Source organism: Denitratisoma sp. DHT3, from assembly GCF_007833355.1.
Taxonomy (GTDB): domain Bacteria; phylum Pseudomonadota; class Gammaproteobacteria; order Burkholderiales; family Rhodocyclaceae; genus Denitratisoma.
In genome coordinates this window covers 1,125,528-1,141,290 of sequence record NZ_CP020914.1, presented here as the reverse complement: position 1 = coordinate 1,141,290, position 15,763 = coordinate 1,125,528, and the positions used below count along the sequence as shown (strand labels likewise).

Genomic DNA, 15,763 nt, shown 5'->3' with positions numbered 1-15,763 from the left:
CGCTTTGAACTTGTAAGTAGGTCTTACAGCTTGCCTCGGCACTCATTGCTTGCGGTCTTTCTTGTCTTCAATTTGTTCGATCCGGCGCTCCAGTTGTTTGATGCTGGTTTCCGGCGTGGGCAGGTCTTCGGGCATGGTGCCGCCGAGTTCGGCGATGGTCTGCCGAACTTTCTTGCCGACTTCGAGGTGGGTGCGGTTGGCGGCGGCCTTGCCCTTGATGCCTTCGCGGCGGAGCTTGTCTTCGGCCTGGGTGGCGCGGAACAGGTTGGCCGCCAGCTCGGTGCTGCCCATGTGGTCGAGAATCTTCTGACTCTTCTTCAACTGCTTTCGGCCGTGGATGTCCTTGGCGCCCAGGCCGCCGTACAGGCCTTTGTAGCCGTGGTCCTGGAATACGGCGTAATCGAGCGGGGTGTCGACGCCCGCCTGTTTTGCCGCGGCGGCCAGGTCTTTGTTGTGCTGGGCCAGTTCGTCGCGCAGCAGCAGGCGTCGCTGGTCTTCCAGTTCCTGCAGCCGGGTTTGCGTGGCAAAGTAGGTTTGTCCCGCGGCGATGACGGGTTTGGCGGGGTCGCCGTTCTGGACGATCAGGTAGCAGGCGTATCGGGAGAGCCGGAAGTCGTTGATCGGTCGCATGGCACCGGAGCCGATTTCGACCATTTCGAGGACTTCCTCGAAATGGTCTCCGATGGCTTGCCCGCTGTTCTGGCAAGCCTCTCGCGCACGCTCGACGACGGGGAGGAAATGCCGGTATTCGGAGTAGTCGAGCACCTTCGCCAATTGGCGTGCGGACCAGAATTCGTTGCCCTCTGCATCGATCTGGCGCATGCCTTCAAAGGTGCGGTGGCTGCTGTTGGCCACGGCTTTGCTCTTGTCATTCATAGCCCAACTCCTTCAGATAACCGGACATCTTTTCTTCCAACGCGGCCAGCTCGGCCTTGAGCTTTTCGCGCTCGGCGCGCACCGCCATGAGGTCGATTTCCTCTTCTTCCTCGAAGGTGTCCACGTAGCGGGGGATGTTGAGGTTGTAGTCGTTCTCGGCGATTTCCGCGCGGCTGGCGAGGTGGGCGTATTTCTCCACGTCGGCGCGGGCGGCGCAGGTGGCGAGGATTTTTTCGATGTCCTGCTCGCGCAGCAGGTTCTGGTTTTTGCCGTCCTGGTATTCGCGGCTGGCGTCGATGAACAGCACCTTGTCGTCGGCCTTCTTCTTGCGGAAGACGAGGACGGCGGCGGGGATGCCGGTGCCGTAGAAGAGCTTTTCCGGCAAGCCGATGACGACGTCGAGCAGGTTTTCGTCGATGAGCTTCTGGCGGATCTTGCCTTCCGCCGCGCCGCGGAACAGCACGCCGTGGGGCACGACGACGGCCATGCGGCCGCTGCCGGGCTTCATGACTTCGATCATGTGTAGGATGAAGGCGTAGTCGCCCTTGGTGCGCGGCGGGATGCCGCGGCGGAAGCGCTTGTGCTTGTCGGCCTCGGCGCCTTCCTGGCCCCATTTTTCGAGGGAGAAGGGCGGATTGGCGACGACGATATCGAAGTGCTTGAGCAGGCCGGACTTATCGAGCAGCTTGGGGTTTCTCAGGGTGTCGCCCCATTCGATGATGTGGTTGTCCTCGCCGTGGAGGAACATGTTCATCTTGGCCAGGGCCCAGGTGCTGCCGATGGCCTCCTGGCCGTAGAGGGCGTACTTGCGGCCGCCGCCCTGGGCGCGGATGAGCTGGCCGCATTTCATGAGCAGGGAGCCGGAGCCGCAGGTGGGGTCGCAGATTTCGTCGCCTTCCTGGGGCGCCATCAGCCGGGCCATGAGGCGCGAGACTTCGGGCGGGGTGTAGAACTCGCCGGCCTTCTTGCCGCTGGTGGAGGCAAAGTTCTTGATGAGGAATTCGTAGGCGTTGCCGATGACGTCGAGGGCGCCGATGCGGCTGGGGCGCAGATCCAGCTCGGGCTTGGCGAAGTCTTCCAGTAGGTGGCGCAGGATGTCGTTCTTCTGGGCTTCGTCGCCGAGCTTGCTGGCGTTGAAGCTGATGTCCTGAAACACATCGCGCAGCTTGGCGATGTTGGCTTCCTCTATGGCGTGCAGGGCCTTGTCGATGCGTTCGCCGTTGCCGGGCTGGTGGCGGGCTTCGTGGAGGGCGTAAAAGTTGGCGGAAGGTGGCAGGACGAAGCGCTCGGTCTTGAGCAGTTCCTCGATGAGTCCGGGGTGGTCGCCGTGCTCCCGCTGGTAGCCCTCGTAGTGGTCTTGCCAGACGTCGGAGATGTACTTGAGGAAGAGCATGGTCAGGACGTAGTCCTTGTAGATGCTCGGGTCCACGGTGCCGCGGAAGGTGTCGCAGGCGTTCCAGACGGCGGCGTTGATGGCGTCTTGGTTGATCTGGTCGTTGGGCATGAGGGACTCGGTCAGCGGGTAGAGTGGTTGTGCAGTGCGAAGGCCAGTGCGTCGAGCTGGAGTTCGCGGTTGTGGATCAATGCTTGCAGCGTTTTCCGCTCTTCATGGGCGGCTTTGTCGAGGTCGGCGATGCGTTGCTGCTGCTCGATGGAGGGCACGGCAATGGGCAGCGCTTCCAATACGCCCCGGCGGATGCCGATCTGGTCCGAGCCTTCGGCATGCTTCGCGAAATAGCGCTGGGCGGGCTGCCGGTTCATCTGCCAGGCGAGGAAACCGGGAAGCAATGCGGACGATTTCACCCGCAACAGGAAAAAGTACTGGGAGCACACTGCGGGGACGGGAACCTCGTCGAGGCACAGGGCGTAGTTGTTCTGCCCGCGCGCGGCAAAGACGATGTCGCCCGGCCGCAGCCAGACGATGTTCTTGTAGGCGTCGAGCGACGTGCGCGTGAGTGCGGCCCAGTCCGCGATGCCTTCAGGGCTGGCGTCGCGGATCTGCAAGGCGTAGGCATTTCCCTGTGGGTCCGCGGGGATGCTGCCGCGGAACGGATGGCCGCCTTGGATATCGACGTAATCTGAGAGATAGGTATTCATCAATGCACCATTATTGTGGTGCACGGATATTATTTAGCAGGCTTCCCGATGTCAATTAATTTTTGCACCATTTATATGGTGTTTAATTCTTGTTTCTGGCTTTCCAGAAACAACGGCGCCCGGGTCACCCCGGACGCCGTCCCGTCAGTGCTTACTTTCGCGGACTGTCTTACGCCATCGCCTCATACAACGGCAGCGTCAGGAACTCCGGATACTCCGGCGCCAGACTCATCTTGTCGAAGATCACCGCCGCCTGGTCGTAGGTGGCAGTATCCTCGCCCTGGGCGCTGACGGTGGCCTTCACCTTGGCCAGTTCCTCGGCGATCATGGGGCGCACCATGTCGGCGGTGACCTTGCGGCCATCGTCGAGCACGCCCTTGGGGCTCACCACCCACTGCCACACCTGGGAGCGGCTGATCTCGGCGGTGGCGGCGTCTTCCATCAGGTTGTGGATGGGCACGCAGCCGTTGCCGGCGAGCCAGGCGCCCAGGTAGTGGATGCCGACGTTGATGTTGTTGCGCAGGCCCGTTTCGGTGATGGGGGCCTCGGGCTGGAAGTTGAGGAAATCCTGCGCGCCGAAGGTCTCGTCGCGCTGTTTCTCCCACTGGTTGGGGCGCTCGCCCAGCACCTTCTTGAATTCCTCCATGGCGATGGAGACCAGCCCGGGGTGGGCCACCCAGCCGCCGTCGAAGCCGTCGTTGGCGTCGCGGGTCTTGTCGCGGCGGATGCCAGCGAGCGCCTTTTCGTTGGCCTCGGGGTCGTTCTTGATCGGGATCAGCGCGCTCATGCCGCCCATGGCGGGGGCGCCGCGCTTGTGGCAGGCCTTCACCAGGGCCAGGGCGTAGGCGCGCATGAAGGGCACTTCCATGGTGATGGCGCTGCGTTGGGCGAGGCAGAAATCCTGGTTCTTCTTGAACTTCTTGATGCAGGAGAAGATGTAGTCCCAGCGGCCGGCGTTGAGGCCCGCGCTGTGCTCGCGCAGCTCATAGAGGATTTCCTCCATCTCGAAGGTGGCGAGGATGGTCTCGATCAGCACGGTGGCCTTGATGGTGCCGCGGGGCAGGCCGATGTGGTCCTGGGCCAGACAGAAGATGTCGTTCCACAGCCGGGCCTCCAGGTGGCTTTCCATCTTGGGCAGGTAGAAGAAGGGGCCGGCGCTACCGTTACTCCGGGCGATCTGCTCTTTGGCGTTGTGGAAGAAGAACAGGGCGAAGTCGAAGATGCCGCCGGAGACGCGCTGGCCGTCCACGGTGACGTGCTTTTCGTCCAGGTGCCAGCCGCGGGGGCGCACCTGCAGGGTGGCGATGGTGTCGTTGAGCCGGTAGGTCTTGCCGGCCTCGTTGGTATGGCTGATCTGGCGCCGCACGGCGTCGTAGAGGTTGATCTGGCCCTGGATCTGGTTGTCCCACTTCGGGCTGTTGGAATCCTCGAAGTCGGTCATGTAGCTGTCGGCGCCGGAGTTGAAGGCGTTGATGATCATCTTGCGTTCGACCGGGCCGGTGATCTCGACGCGGCGGCATTCCAGGGCCTTCGGCAGCGGCGCCACCTTCCAGTCGCCATCGCGCACGGCTTGGGTCTCGGGCAGGAAGTCGGGCATCTCGCCGGCGTCGATGCGGGCCTGGCGCTCGATGCGCTTCTTCAGCAGTTCCTGGCGGCGCGGCTCGCAGGCGCGGTGCAGCTTGACGACCAGCGCCAGGGCCTCGGTGGTGAGGATGCGCTCATAGCCGGGCTGGAGCGGCGCGTTGATCTGCATGCCGGCGGGCAGGGCGAGAGTGGGCGTGGTGGTCATGGCGGTGTCCTTGGATGTCAGGAGGAATGGGGATGATGGTCGAAGTTTATTGCTTCTCAATAGGTATGATAAGAGGTGTATTTATCAAATCATCTTGTACCTGAGGTATGGAATGGATCGCCTGACCCAGATCGAAGCCTTCGTCGCCACCGCCGGCCGTGGCAGCCTGACCGCCGCCGCCCAGGCGGAAGGGGTGACGCCCGCCGTCATCGGCCGCCGCATCGATGCCCTGGAGCAGCGGCTGGGGGTGCGCCTGATGCTCCGCACCACCCGGCGCCTGAGCCTGACCCAGGAAGGGGCGGCCTATCTGGAGGAATGCCAGCGTCTGCTGAACGAACTGGCGAACGCCGAGGCGGCCGTGAGCCTGGGTGGGGTAAGGGCGCGGGGGCATCTGCGGATTTCGGCGCCCGCCGGTTTCGGCCGCCGCCATGTGGCGCCGCGGGTGGCGGAGTATCTCGACGCCAATCCGGAGGTGACCGTGGGGCTGGACCTGTCGGACCGCATCGTCGACCTGGTGAATGAGGGCATCGATTGCGCGGTGCGCGTCGGCGAACTGGTGGATTCGAGCCTGACCAGCGTCCGCCTGGGCGACATGCGGCGCATGGTGGTGGCGAGCCCCGCCTATCTGGCCCGCCACGGCGCGCCGGCCACGCCCGACGAGCTGGGCCGCCACGAATGCCTTTCCCTCGGTCAGCAGCGGGGCTGGAGCTTCGCCGAACCGAAGCAGAAGGGCTCGGTGCGGACGATCAAGGTGGCCGGCCGCCTGGAATGCAACGACGGCGCCGTGCTCCACGAATGGGCGCTGGCCGGTCGCGGCCTGGCCTGGCGCTCGCAGTGGGAGGTGGGGGAGGACCTGAAGGCCGGGCGGCTGGTGGCGGTGCTGGAGGAGTACGCGGCGCCGCCGCTGGGCATCTACGCCCTCTATCCCCAGCGCCGCCAGATGCCCCTGCGGCTGCGGCTGTTCATCGATCTGCTGCGCGAGACTTACCGCGCGCCGGGGTATTGGGAGCAGGGGTGATTCTTGAACCTTGAAAAAGTAGTTGACCACGGCGACACGGCGGGCACGGCGAAAACCCTCGATTTCCTGGCTTTTCTCATTTCACACCCTACTTCATCCATTGGGTGATTCATCAGAACGATAGAAGTCTTTGTGGTTTCGCCGTGTTGCCGTGCTCGCCGTGGTTTGAACTGAGGCTCGTCTGAAAATGGAGCTTTTCCGCCGGGCCGTCCCAAGGAAAAGCGGCACGCGCCGGAGGCGCAAACGGCACGGTCCTCCCACGAAGCGCCCCGTAACATCGAGCGCAGCGAGCTGTATCGACCCCCCCCGGAGGGGGGCGAAGGGGGGCGAGCCTATTTCAGGGGCACGGAGAGCACCCGGTCGCCGGCGAAGGCGCCGATGTAGAGGCGCTTGCCCATGGCCACGGCGACGGAAACGCCCCGCTGCAAGCTGCCGTCCTGCTCGAAGAGGCGGGTCGCTTGCATGGTTTCGGGGTCGATGGCGCTGGCGTGGGAGGCCGAGCGGCACGGGGCCGCGCTGTCGCATTGGCTGAGGGTGCGGTGGTCGAGGACGCCCGCGGTGAGCAGGCGCTTGCCGTCCCAGGAGAGATTGTCGGGGTTCGGGGTGGGGGCCGAACCGACGAGCCGATAGTTTTGCAGATCCACCTTGCGGACGGCGCCCTGGGGGCCCACCACGTTGTAGTAGGCGTACCGCCCCGCCGCATCCACCTGGACGCCGTTGGGCAGCGGCCCATCGGAGCCGGGGAGCTTCTGGTAGCCGAAACTTGCGGACCACGTCCAGACGAAGCCGGTGTTCTCGCCCCTGGCCACATTGTCCATGGCCTGGGCCGCCTGTTCAGGCGTGCTGGCGTCGATCATGTTGCTGGCGATGAAGCCGCCTCCGGGGCGGGCCGCCACGTCGTTCATGGTGCTGCCCCGGGGGGCGACGGCGCAGCCGCGCCAGGTCAGGCGCTGGCCGTCGAGCTCGAAGAATTCCACGGCTTCGCGGCCGCCGTGGTTGACGACCAGGAGTTGCAGGCGGCCGTCGCCGCGGCGGGACAGGTGGATGCCATGGGGGGAGAGGGCGTCGCCGATTTCCCCGGGGCAGGCCGGGTCGCCCCAGCCGGGCGTCGGCTTTGCCTTGGCCTGACCGGCGGATTTGCCGGGGTAGAGGTCGCGCACCTTGCCGGTCCGGGTGTCGAGCAGGGAGAGCTTGCCCGACTTGAAGAGGAAGCCCTGGGGAGTGGGCGTCAGATTCATCTGGCTCACCAGCAGGTGGCGTCCGTCCGCCAGGGGCTCCAGATCCTCGGGTTGGCGGAATCCACAGTAGGGGCGCACCTCTCCTTGCGCTTCGCAGGAGGGCGTTGCCAGGGCGGCGGTAGGGGCCATGAAGCCAGCGGCCAGAACCGCAAGGGCAGCAGTTTTCATCGTGTTTGTCTCCGGGGTCGGGGGGGGATATCGCCTCTCACCTGCAAGGGTACCGTATGCGTACCCGGATGGATTGATTTTATTGTTGATGCAGAGGCAACAATATTTTGTTTAATTTTTGCGGCCGGAATGAAGACTCAGTCGGCATCTGATGTTTCATTTCGGCGTTTATTTTGGCTTAATTGATTGTATCTATTTTGGATACAATCAACCTCCGTCGGGGGGAGGGTGATCAGCGCGCCGCGATGAGTTCCAGCAGCGCTTCGCCGTAGCGCGCGGCCTTGGCTTCGCCGATGCCGGGAACCTCGTGCAGATCGGCCAGCGTGGCGGGCCGCTGCTGGGCCAGTTCGCGCAGGCTGCGGTCGTGGAGGATCACGTAGGCCGGGACGCCCTGGCGCTTGGCCTCTTCGGCGCGCCATGTCCGCAGGGTCTCGAACAGGGCCAGATCGCCGATGTCCAGTTCGCTCTTCTCCTCGCTGCGGCTGAAGCGGGGTGGGCGGCCGGAGGTGAGCTTGCGCGGCCGCCGCAGCATCAGGGTGGTCTCGCCCTTCAGCACGGCGCGGGCGGCCGCGGTGAGGGTGATGGCGCCGAAGCGCTGGGCGTCGGCCTGGAGAATGCCGGCCACCAGCAGTTGCCGGATCACGGCGCGCCAGGTGGCCTCGTCCAGGTCCTGGCCGACGCCGAAGGTGGGCAGCAGGTCATGGCGGTATTCGTCGATCTTGGGGTTGCGCTTGCCGCGCAGCACGTCCATCAGATGGCCGCTGCCGAAGCGCTGCCCGGTGCGCAGCGCGGCGGACAGCAGCTTTTGCGCGGCGACGGTGCCGTCCCAGAGCTGGGGCGGGCTCGCGCAGGTGTCGCAGTTGTTGCATGCGCCGGTGGTCTCGCCGAAGTATTGCAGCAGCAGGGTGCGGCGGCAGCCGGCGGCTTCGCAGTAGGCGAGCATGGCGTCGAGCTTCTGCCGCTCGATGCGCTTTTGCTCTTCGCCGGCGGCGGACTCGTCGATGCGGTTGCGGTGGATCACCACGTCGTTCAGGCCGTAGGTCATCCAGGCCTCGGCGGGCTCGCCGTCGCGGCCGGCGCGGCCGGTCTCCTGGTAGTAGGCTTCCAGGCTCTTGGGCAGGTCCAGGTGGGCGACGAAGCGCACGTCGGGCTTGTCGATGCCCATGCCGAAGGCGATGGTGGCCACCATCACGACGCCTTCGTCGCGGACGAAGCGCTGCTGATGGACGCGCCGCGTCTCGGCGTCCAGGCCGGCGTGGTAGGGCAGGGCGTTGAATCCCTGTTCGCGCAGCCAGGCGGCGGTTTCGTCGACCTTCTTGCGCGACAGGCAATACACGATGCCGGCGGCGTTGCGGTGGGCGGCGAGGAAACCGAGCAGCTGCTTTTTTGGGGTGTCCCGCTCCACCACGGTATAGCGGATGTTGGGCCGGTCGAAGCTGGAAACGAACTTCTTCGCCTCCTCCAGGCCGAGCCGATGGACGATCTCGTTGCGGGTGGGCTCGTCCGCGGTGGCCGTCAGGGCGATCCGGGGAATCTCGGGGTAGCGCTCGTGGAGCACCGAGAGCTGGATGTACTCGGGGCGGAAATCGTGGCCCCATTGGGAAACGCAGTGCGCCTCGTCGATGGCGAACAGCGCCAGGCCGCGCTGTTCGTGGAGCTGGTCGAGCAGGCCCAGGAAGCGGTCGCTGAGCAGGCGCTCGGGGGCCACGTAGAGCAGGTCCAGTTGCCCGGTCATCAGGCGCCGCTCGGTGTCCACCGCCGCCTCGAAGTCCTGGCTGGAATTGAGGAAGGCGGCCTTGACCCCGGATTGCAGCAGGGCATCCACCTGGTCCTGCATCAGCGCGATCAGCGGCGAGACGACGATGCCGCAGCCGGGCCGCAGCAGCGCCGGCAACTGGTAGCACAGCGACTTGCCGCCGCCGGTGGGCATCAGCACCAGGGCGTCGCCGCCGTTGGCCACGTGATCCACGATGGCGGCCTGCTCGCCGCGGAAGCTGTTGTAGCCGAAGACGCTGTGCAGCAGCTGGCGAGGGTCTTTCATCCGGCGGGAAGGGGGTGAAGTCGGCAACCCGACGCATCGCACGCCAGATAGTCGCCGCTGTCATACCAGTCGCCCAGCACCCAGCGCTCGCAGGTCCGGCCATCGACGATGTGTTCGTGGCGCGCGGGGCGGTGGGTGTGGCCGTGGATCAGGCGCCGGCAGCCGGATTCGCGCAGCGCCTGGGCCACGGCCGCCGGATGGGCGTCCATCAGGGCCATCGGCTTGCGCTGCTTTTCGGCTTCGCTGTGGCGGCGCAGGGCTTCGATCTCGGCCTTGCGAGCGGCCAGCGGCCGCGCCAGGAACTCCCGGCGCCAGGCGTCGCTGCGGATCGTGGCGCGGAACTCCAGATAGCCATGGTCGTCGGTGCACAGGGTGTCGCCGTGCATCAGCAGGGTCGGCGTGCCGCCGATGTCGCGCACGCTGCCGTCCGCCAGCAGGGCCAGGCCGGCGGCGGCGGCAAACGCCGGCCCCACCAGGAAGTCGCGGTTGCCGGGAATGAAGCCGAGGAAGGTGCCGTGCCGCGAAAGGCGATTCAGGGCGGCGCAGATGGAAGCGTTGAAGGGGTCGGCGATATCGTCGTCGCCGGCCCAGTACTCGAACAGATCACCCAGGATGTAGACGGCGCCGGCCCGGGTGGCCGGGCCGGCGAGAAAGTCGAGAAAGCGCTCCGTCGCCGCGGGCCGCGATGGACAGAGGTGCAGGTCGGAGATGAAGAGGTCCAATGGAACGTCGAGGGAGGAGCGCCGAGGGGCCGAGGAAATCCGGCGGGTCCGGTCAGACCACCTCGGTCCGCTCGATCACCACGTCCTCCTTCGGAACGTCCTGGTGGAAGCCGGCATTGCCGGTATTCACCGACTTGATCGCGTCCACCACGTCCATGCCATCCACCACCTTGGCGAACACGCAGTAGCCCCAGCCGTTGCCGTTGGGGGCCTTGAAGTCGAGGAATTCGTTGTCCACCACGTTGATGAAGAACTGGGCGGTGGCGGAGTGGGGGTCGGAGGTCCGCGCCATGGCCAGGGTGCCGCGCTTGTTCTTGAGACCGTTGGCGGCTTCGTTCTCGATCGGATCGCGGGTGGGCTTTTCCTTCAGGCCCGGGCCATAGCCGCCGCCCTGGATCATGAAGCCGTCGATCACGCGATGGAACAGGGTGCCGTCGTAATGGCCGGCCCCCACGTAGTCGAGGAAGTTCTGGGCGGTCTTGGGGGCGTTCTCGGTGTCGAGTTCGATGGTGATGACGCCGTGGTTGGTGTGGAGCTTGATCATTTGGATTCCTTTGCGGACAAGACGGTGATGGATTCGATGACGACCGGTGTGAGCGGCACGTTCTGATGCATGCCGGCGTTTCCGGTGGGTACCTGGGCGATTTTCTGGATGACGTCCATGCCGCTCACGACCTTGCCGAACACCGCATAGCCCCAGCCGTCGAAGGAGGGGTAGTCGAGGTTGCGGTTGTCGGCCAGATTGATGAAAAACTGCGCGGCGGCGGAGTGCGGGTCCTGGGTGCGGGCCATGGCCAGCGTGCCGGCCTCGTTCCTGAGCCCGGCACTCATCGCACGCTGGGCCTCGTTCCTGATCGGCGCCCGGGTCTTTTTCTCCTTCATGCCGGGCACAAAGCCGCCGCCCTGGATCATGAAGCCGTTGATCACCCGGTGGAAGATCGTGCCGTTGTAGAAGCCGTCCTTGCTGTACTTCAGGAAATTCTCCACGGTCCTGGGCGCCTTGTCGCCGTAGAGTTCGGCGACGACGGTGCCCTGGCTGGTCTTGATTTCCACCTGGGTGGCGGTGGTCTGGGCGGCCTGGGCGGCGAGGCCGAGCAGCAGACCGGCGCAGAGGGTGAAGAGTTGGGCGGACAGCCGGGCAAACAGTTTTCTCATGGCATTCCTTGGCGGATGTGGCGGGTGGGATCAGGCCGCGCCTTCGTAGAGGATTTTCCAGGTGCCGTCTTCCTTGATCCAGTACTGGCGCTTCTTCATCACGTTCGACAGGTTGCTGCTCTTGTAGTCCTGTTCGAAAGTGACCACGACGTATTCTTCCTTGCCCGGATTGCGGAACATGCTGATGTTCTGGGTGGCGACCTTGATCCACTCCTTGCCGGCATTGACCTTGCGCTTCTGCTCCACCCACTGGGCGAGGTTCTGGCTGTCGGCCGCGAAACGCCTGGAATAGTGGCTGGCGTAGCGGTCGATGTTGCGGCTTTCCCAGTCCTGTCGCCAGGTGTCGATCATCGACAGCAGCGAGCTGCGTTCGGCCTGCCAGTCGTCGAGCGACAGCCATTCGATGCTGTTGCTGATGATGACCGGGGTGAGGCCGATCTGCAGCTTCTTGGCGAGGGCGTCGAGATCCTGGTTGGCCAGCACCACGCAGCCGTCCGAGGCCTTGGGCGGGCGGGAGAAGGTGTTGGAGGGGGTGCCGTGCAGCCAGATGCCGTGGCCGTTGCGGCCCATCCGACGATCCCACTCATTGGGGTAATTGATCGGATAGGCGCCGCTGCCGTAAAAGTCTCCCAGCCGCGCCGTGGGCAGGCTGGAGGTGACGTGATAGACGCCGATCGGCGTGCGCTTGTCGCCTTCCTTGAGTTTTTCGCTGCCCAGCTTGCCATGGGTGATGTAGTAGTCGGCGACGAAGCGGGGCGTGCCTTTCTCGTTCTGGTAGAGATAGAGCCGCGACTTCTGCGTATCCACCACCACTGCGAACTTCTGGTCCGCCTCCATCTGCAACAGATAGCGCGGCACGTAGTTGGCCGGCGGCTTGGTCTTGTAGGCCTTGAGCCGGGCGATGGCTTCCGCGCGCAAGTCCTCGACCTTGTCCTGCGCCGAGCGCCCGCCTTCGCCGAACCGGGTCAGGGTGCGCGTGCGCGCCAGCAACAGGTCGCCCTTGATCAGATGCGCGAGCCGGAAATTGGGGTAGGCCTTGATCAGAGCGTTCACGTTCTGCGCGGCGTGCTCGAAATTGCCCGCTTCGATGGAGTCGAAAATGCTCGCCAGCATCGGCTCGGGGCCCGAGTCGGAGTAGCGCGCCGGCGTGGAAGCGAGGGCGGCGCCGGCCGCCGTCAGCGCCAGCGCGGCGAGAATCCGCCGGAGAAGAATCATGGAACGCATCAGTTGCCTATGCGCTCTTGCTGGATCTGCCACCTGCCATCCCGCTTGACCAGATGCAGCACCTTGTTGCTGGAGCTCTTGAGCGTGGCGGACTTGTAGTGCTGGCGGAACTTGGCGACCGCCTGGTCCGGGCCGTTGGCGGTGATCTTCAGGTCGTCGACGGCGACCTCGATGTTGCCGGGTTTCTTGATGCGCAGATTGCGCTCCTTCTCCCACGCGGCGCGGGTGGCGCCGCCCGGCACCGCGAAGTCTTTGGCGTAGACGGCCAGATAGGCCTTCACGTCCTTCTTCGACCAGGCCTTGGCCCAGCCATTGACGAGCCGTCCGACCTCGCCCGAGGGATCGCCGGCGTTCGCCTTCGGTTCAACCGCCTTGGCCGGCGCAGGCGCAGGGGCCGCCGGAGCGGGCTGGCCGGGATGCGGCGCCGTGGCCGCCGCCACCACGACCGGCTTGGGCGGCACCACCGCCTTGGCCGGTTCGACGGCTTTGGGGGCGGGCGCCGCGGGGGCCGCCGGTGTTTTGGGCGCCGCCGCCAGAGCCGGGGGCGCAGCGACCGCCGGGGGCACGCCGGTCCTGATGCTTCCGCCCATCAGGTCGCGGATCATCGCCAGCTTGGTCTGCGCCGTCGAATTGGACGAGTCCAGCTGCAGGGCCTTGTCGTAGGCCTGGCTCGCCATCCGGGCGTAGATGTCGCCCAGGTTCTCGTGCGCCGTGGCGTAGGAGGGGTGGGTCCGGATCGCGGTTTCCAGGGCCTGCTTCGCCTTGTCGTACTGTTTCTGCTGGGCGTAGATGACGGCCAGGTTGTTGTAGGGCTCCGGCAGTTGCGGGTAGTCCTCGGTCAGCCGCGAGAAGATGGCGATCGCATCATTGCTGCGCCCCATCTCGGTGAGGATCACCCCGCGCAGAAAGCGGCCCTGGGGATCCTTCGGCTTCGCGGCCAGGAACTTGTCCACCTGCTCCAGCGCCTGGGCATGTTGATTCTGCTTCAGCAGTTTCGACGCATCCTGCAGGGGGTCCGCGCGGACGGGAAGACTGAGCAGCGTAAGGGCAAAAAGGCCAGCGGCGAGCGAGATGGGCGAGAAGGGGCTGCGAGCGGTCATGTTATACTTTTTGCCGTACTGCGAGAGGGTGGAATCGACTCGTGATTCTAACAAGAAGCAAGTACTCATTCCATCAAAGCGGGTCGTTTTCCAATCCGGGAAATACGGCTTTGTTCGGCGTTTATCTCTGTTTTTCTCATGTTGAAGCTTTACAACACGCTTGCTCGCGATAAGCAGGATTTCGTGCCCATCGAGTCCGGCAAGGTCCGCATGTACGTGTGCGGCATGACGGTCTACGATTACTGCCACCTGGGCCATGCGCGGGTAATGGTCGTGTTCGACATGGTGGCGCGCTGGCTGCGCGCCAGCGGCTATCAGGTGACCTACGTCCGCAACATCACCGACATCGATGACAAGATCATCCGGCGGGCGGGCGAGAACGGCGAGAGCATCCGGACCCTGACCGATCGCTTCATCGCCTGCATGAACGAGGATGCGGCCGCCCTCGGCGTGTTGCGGCCCGATCATGAGCCCCGCGCCACGGAATACGTGCCGCAGATGCTGCGGATGATCGGCCGACTGGAACAGAACGGCCTGGCCTACCGTTCCGAGAATGACGACGTCTGCTATCACGTGCGCGGGTTCGACGGCTACGGCAAGCTCTCGGGCAAGTCCCTGGACGACCTGCGGGCCGGCGAACGCGTCGAAGTGGCCGACTGCAAGCGCGACCCGCTCGACTTCGTGCTCTGGAAACATGCCAAAGCCGGGGAGCCGGCCGAGGCCAAGTGGGTCTCGCCCTGGGGGGAGGGGCGTCCCGGCTGGCACATCGAATGCTCGGCGATGAGTTCCGACCTTCTGGGATCGCATTTCGACATTCACGGCGGCGGCCAGGATCTCCAGTTTCCGCACCATGAGAACGAGATCGCCCAGTCGGAAGGGGCGCATGGCCATACCTTCGTGAACTACTGGATGCACAACGGCTTCGTGCGCGTCGACGACGAGAAGATGTCCAAGTCGCTGGGCAACTTTTTCACCATCCGCGACGTGTTGAAGCGGTACGATGCCGAGGTGGTGCGGTTTTTCGTCCTGCGCGCCCACTACCGCAGCCCCTTGAATTACTCCGACGTCCATCTGGACGATGCTCGCAGCGCCCTGACGCGCCTCTATACCGCGCTGAGAGGCCATGACGGTCCGGCCGCGGTGGATTGGGACGAGGTTCACGCTCGCCGTTTCCGCGAGGCGATGGACGATGATTTCGGCACGCCCGAGGCGGTCGCGGTGTTGTTCGACCTGGCGGCCGAGTCGAATCGAAGCGGCGACCCGGCATTCGCGCGCCAACTGAAGGGCCTGGGCGCGGTGCTGGGGCTGTTGCAGCGGGATGCGGTGGAATTTCTGCAGGCGACGCCGGCCCATGACGGCTTGTCCAACGAACAGATCGAACAGCGCATCGCTGACCGCGCGGCGGCCAAGCAGGCGCGGGACTTCGCCTTGTCGGACCGCATCCGCGACGAACTGAAGGCGGCCGGCGTCGTCCTGGAGGACTCCCCCGGGGGGACGGTCTGGCGCCGGTCCTGAAGGGGAAGCGACATGATCACGCCCCGCGAGAAAGTCATCATCAAGCAGGCGGTCACCCCGCAGCGCAAGGGGCGCAGCGATTGCCAGTCCTGCGACCTGCGGGGCGTCATGGTCTGTTCCGACGTGACGGTGGAACAACTGGCCGATTTCCATACCTGGATCGACGATTTCATCGTGCCGCCCGGAGGCGCGCTGTTCCAGGCGGGGACGCCGGCCGACGGGATTTATTGCATCCGCTCCGGGACCGTCAAGTTGATCAAGTTCTCCAGCACCGGCACCCCCCGCATCGTGCGCATCGTCAAGCGCTGGGACGTGGCGGGCATGGAGTCGGTGTTCTCCCCGGTCTTTGAGAATACGGCGGTGGCGGTGAGCGAGGTGGCGGTATGCCGCATCCCGGTGGAAAACTTTCGCCGCATGGTGGAGCAGAATCCGGCACTGCAACGCCGCTTGCTGGGAATGTCGCAGCAGGCGCTGCGCGAGGCGGAGACCTGGCTCTCCGAACTGGCCGGCGGCAGCGCCGTGGCCAAGGAGCGCATGGCCCGGCTGCTGCTGCAATTGCGCGACGGCAATACCGACCGCATCCACCGTTTCGGCCTGGAGGACATCGGTGCGATGCTGGGCATCTCGATCGAGACCGCGAGCCGGATTCTTTCCGACTTCACCCGCCAGGGCGTGCTGATCAAGCGCGCTGTCGGCTTGGCGCGCCGCTATTACCAGGCCGACATCGCCGCGCTGGAGCGGATCGCCGGCGCGACCGAGGACACGGCACCGACCCGGCCGGCATAATTCCGGTTCCCGGTACCGCCACGGAGCAATCCCA

General features: G+C 65.1%; 14 protein-coding genes. 3 read left to right on the top strand and 11 right to left on the bottom strand.

What is annotated here, in order from left to right; genetic code table 11:
* Positions 1-42: 42 nt before the first annotated feature.
* The 4 genes from dinD to aceB all read right to left on the bottom strand — a co-directional run bounded on the left by dinD (position 43) and on the right by aceB (position 4,762).
* A complete protein-coding gene (dinD, locus tag B9N43_RS05115) occupies positions 43-876 on the bottom strand; it encodes a DNA damage-inducible protein D (protein WP_145841249.1) in 834 nt (277 codons plus the stop codon).
* Positions 869-2,380, bottom strand: a complete 1,512-nt coding sequence (locus tag B9N43_RS05110) for a type I restriction-modification system subunit M (RefSeq protein WP_145841248.1) — start codon at positions 2,378-2,380, stop codon at positions 869-871. Before B9N43_RS05110 ends, dinD begins: the two co-directional genes overlap by 8 nt.
* 11 nt (positions 2,381-2,391) lie before the next feature.
* Positions 2,392-2,973: a restriction endonuclease subunit S gene (locus tag B9N43_RS05105; RefSeq protein ID WP_145841247.1), complete on the bottom strand. Its 582-nt coding sequence runs from the start codon at positions 2,971-2,973 to the stop codon at positions 2,392-2,394.
* A 169-nt stretch (positions 2,974-3,142) separates the two neighbouring features.
* Positions 3,143-4,762 carry a malate synthase A gene (aceB, locus tag B9N43_RS05100; protein WP_145841246.1) on the bottom strand — a complete coding sequence of 540 codons (1,620 nt, stop codon included), beginning with the start codon at positions 4,760-4,762 and terminating at the stop codon, positions 3,143-3,145.
* A 112-nt stretch (positions 4,763-4,874) separates the two neighbouring features.
* On the opposite strand from aceB, the gene B9N43_RS05095 reads away from it, so the two are divergent.
* Positions 4,875-5,780 (top strand): LysR family transcriptional regulator, encoded by a 906-nt coding sequence (locus tag B9N43_RS05095; protein ID WP_145841245.1) that lies wholly within the window; start codon positions 4,875-4,877, stop codon positions 5,778-5,780.
* A 332-nt stretch (positions 5,781-6,112) separates the two neighbouring features.
* Here B9N43_RS05095 and B9N43_RS05090 read toward each other — a convergent pair whose 3' ends face one another.
* The 7 genes from B9N43_RS05090 to B9N43_RS05060 all read right to left on the bottom strand — a co-directional run bounded on the left by B9N43_RS05090 (position 6,113) and on the right by B9N43_RS05060 (position 13,428).
* Positions 6,113-7,186, bottom strand: a complete 1,074-nt coding sequence (locus B9N43_RS05090) for a hypothetical protein (RefSeq protein ID WP_145841244.1) — start codon at positions 7,184-7,186, stop codon at positions 6,113-6,115.
* A 232-nt stretch (positions 7,187-7,418) separates the two neighbouring features.
* A complete protein-coding gene (recQ, locus tag B9N43_RS05085) occupies positions 7,419-9,227 on the bottom strand; it encodes a DNA helicase RecQ (protein WP_145841243.1) in 1,809 nt (602 codons plus the stop codon).
* Positions 9,224-9,949, bottom strand: a complete 726-nt coding sequence (locus B9N43_RS05080) for a UDP-2,3-diacylglucosamine diphosphatase (protein ID WP_261379391.1) — start codon at positions 9,947-9,949, stop codon at positions 9,224-9,226. Before B9N43_RS05080 ends, recQ begins: the two co-directional genes overlap by 4 nt.
* Positions 9,950-10,001: 52 nt before the next feature.
* Positions 10,002-10,493 carry a peptidylprolyl isomerase gene (locus B9N43_RS05075; RefSeq protein ID WP_145841241.1) on the bottom strand — a complete coding sequence of 164 codons (492 nt, stop codon included), beginning with the start codon at positions 10,491-10,493 and terminating at the stop codon, positions 10,002-10,004.
* Positions 10,490-11,104 carry a peptidylprolyl isomerase gene (locus B9N43_RS05070; protein WP_145841240.1) on the bottom strand — a complete coding sequence of 205 codons (615 nt, stop codon included), beginning with the start codon at positions 11,102-11,104 and terminating at the stop codon, positions 10,490-10,492. The genes B9N43_RS05075 and B9N43_RS05070 overlap by 4 nt, the downstream gene beginning before the upstream one ends.
* 30 nt (positions 11,105-11,134) lie before the next feature.
* Entirely contained in the window at positions 11,135-12,328 is a 1,194-nt protein-coding gene (locus B9N43_RS05065) for a murein L,D-transpeptidase family protein (protein ID WP_222428809.1), read from the bottom strand.
* The gene (locus B9N43_RS05060) at positions 12,328-13,428 is read right to left on the bottom strand and encodes a nuclear transport factor 2 family protein (RefSeq protein ID WP_145841238.1); all 1,101 of its coding nucleotides are present in this window, start codon (positions 13,426-13,428) and stop codon (positions 12,328-12,330) included. The genes B9N43_RS05065 and B9N43_RS05060 overlap by 1 nt, the downstream gene beginning before the upstream one ends.
* A 138-nt stretch (positions 13,429-13,566) precedes the next feature.
* Here B9N43_RS05060 and cysS point away from each other — a divergent pair, with 138 nt between their 5' ends.
* Positions 13,567-14,943, top strand: coding sequence for a cysteine--tRNA ligase (gene cysS / locus B9N43_RS05055; RefSeq protein WP_145841237.1), 1,377 nt, complete (start codon positions 13,567-13,569; stop codon positions 14,941-14,943).
* A 12-nt stretch (positions 14,944-14,955) separates the two neighbouring features.
* Positions 14,956-15,729, top strand: a complete 774-nt coding sequence (locus tag B9N43_RS05050; protein WP_145841236.1) for a Crp/Fnr family transcriptional regulator — start codon at positions 14,956-14,958, stop codon at positions 15,727-15,729.
* The last annotated feature ends 34 nt before the right edge of the window (positions 15,730-15,763 follow it).